1 protein-coding gene and 1 pseudogene are annotated in these 1,674 nt (G+C 53.2%); both read right to left on the bottom strand.

Annotated features, from left to right (window positions below; all coding sequences use genetic code 11):
- Window positions 1-447: 447 nt before the first annotated feature.
- Window positions 448-1,299 (bottom strand): hypothetical protein, encoded by an 852-nt coding sequence (locus ABX962_RS35710; protein WP_372726407.1) that lies wholly within the window; start codon window positions 1,297-1,299, stop codon window positions 448-450.
- 159 nt (window positions 1,300-1,458) lie between these two features.
- Window positions 1,459-1,674: pseudogene (locus tag ABX962_RS35705) on the bottom strand (MarR family transcriptional regulator); the annotation flags it as partial.

The following is a 1,674-nucleotide window of genomic DNA, read 5'->3' as shown; positions in this document are numbered from 1 at the left end:
GGTCCCGTTCGACGACCGTCATGGTATGAAGTCGACAGAAAAATTGGTGCGACAGAAAAATGAGACTTCCACGGCCATTTGCGATTGGACTTGAATGGACAACTCTTCCCCATTTTCTAACCTCTCCTCTTTTAACCTTTCTTTGTATCCCAGCGGCGTGGTATCGAGTTGGTGGCATCAGCATGGCCCACGCCGTGACATCGCCGTCGATTCGTCGCGGTTGATGCCAGCCCGATTCTTTAGAAGGCCCTTCTTGAGACGACCTTCAAAAGAGCCTGAAGGCTGACTCAAAGGTAGCTTGAGAACTCGAGAAATTGGCCAGCAAAATTGTATGAGGTTGAGACGTGGTTGCCTGAAGACGTCTCGTTTGGAGAAATCGATTGGAGAATTGGTGCCACCCACCCATTCTGCAATTGTGAAATCTTACTCAACGTGTCTGTGTTGTCGTTACCGAGCTGAGCTGGTCAGTTCCTGATTGTCGATGACTCCATCGTTATTCTTGTCAAAACGGCTGAACATCGGAGTAGGGCCACGGAATTCGGCCTTCGTGATCTTGCCGTCTTTGTTTGCATCATGGCGAAGTATCCGCGCCGCCATGCCTCTGCCCTCGCCACGCTGTGGCCTTCCGTCGCGTGTTGCGAGTGCTGGCGGGTTGGCCATCGCTTGCTTCATTTCATCGGCGCTCCACGGCGGAACGTCCTTTTCGCAGATCGTCAGTAACGCTGCGAACCAGTGATGTGCCATCACTTCGGCTCCCATATCGTTTGGGTGAACTTTGTCGGCCTGAAACGCTTGCGGCCAGATCTTGCTGGTCGGCGTCCAAACATCCGGCCCTGCATACACATCATGCGGTTTCGATTGGATAAAAGCAGCGAGCGATAGTCGTTCATTGCCGATCTCGGGTTCCATTCCTTGTTTGTAAATATGCATTGCGATCACAACAGCATCCGCGCCGTCGGCCTTTAACAGGTCCGTGTATGCTTTGATCACGTCTGCACCTTTGCGGATATGGAGGTGATCGCTCTGATCACGAATGCCTTCCGAACGACCGCCAAACGCCCACTGCAGTGATTGCTGAGCCAGCACGATTTTGGGGCGGGAGTCGTCTTTTAGCAGTGGTCGAAGTTTCGTCGTCCACGGTTGCATCGGCTCACCCGTTTCGACATTCATCCACTTCGCGATAGGCGTCGAGCCCTGAGTCGCCGACTTCACTTCAATCACTCGCTTTCCGCCGAAGTATCGGTCGAGCTTCCGCTGCAGCATCGCTGGCCAATGGAACGAAGTCGAATAGCCGTTCACAACGAATGTTCGTGGCTTGCCGTCAAACCAATCCGGGCGATCTGCGTGAACTTCCTGCCCAAACACGGAAGGGGCGGAACCGAATGCGGACGCACAAAGCAGAAAACCTACTAGAACTCTTCTCATTATGAATCTTTCTGATCGGTGGTAGGGGAGTAATCAACCGGCTTTCTTTTCTTCGTTGTCTTTTACTGTGACAACGTCGACAATTAAATCAAGAGACGCATCGAACGTTTTTCGTTCGGCCGGTGTTACCGCGTTTTCGATTGAGCGCCTCAGTTTTTCGGAGCTGCGGATCAGCTTCGTCGCAAGCCGCCTTCCCGCCGCTGTTAAATGCACTCGCCGCGCGCGACCGTCGATTTTGCAACGCACGCG

It is taken from the genome of Novipirellula sp., from assembly GCF_041583735.1.
Classification (GTDB): domain Bacteria; phylum Planctomycetota; class Planctomycetia; order Pirellulales; family Pirellulaceae; genus Novipirellula.
The sequence above is the reverse complement of the archived record's forward strand: the minus strand, read 5'-3'. Positions and strand labels throughout refer to the sequence as shown.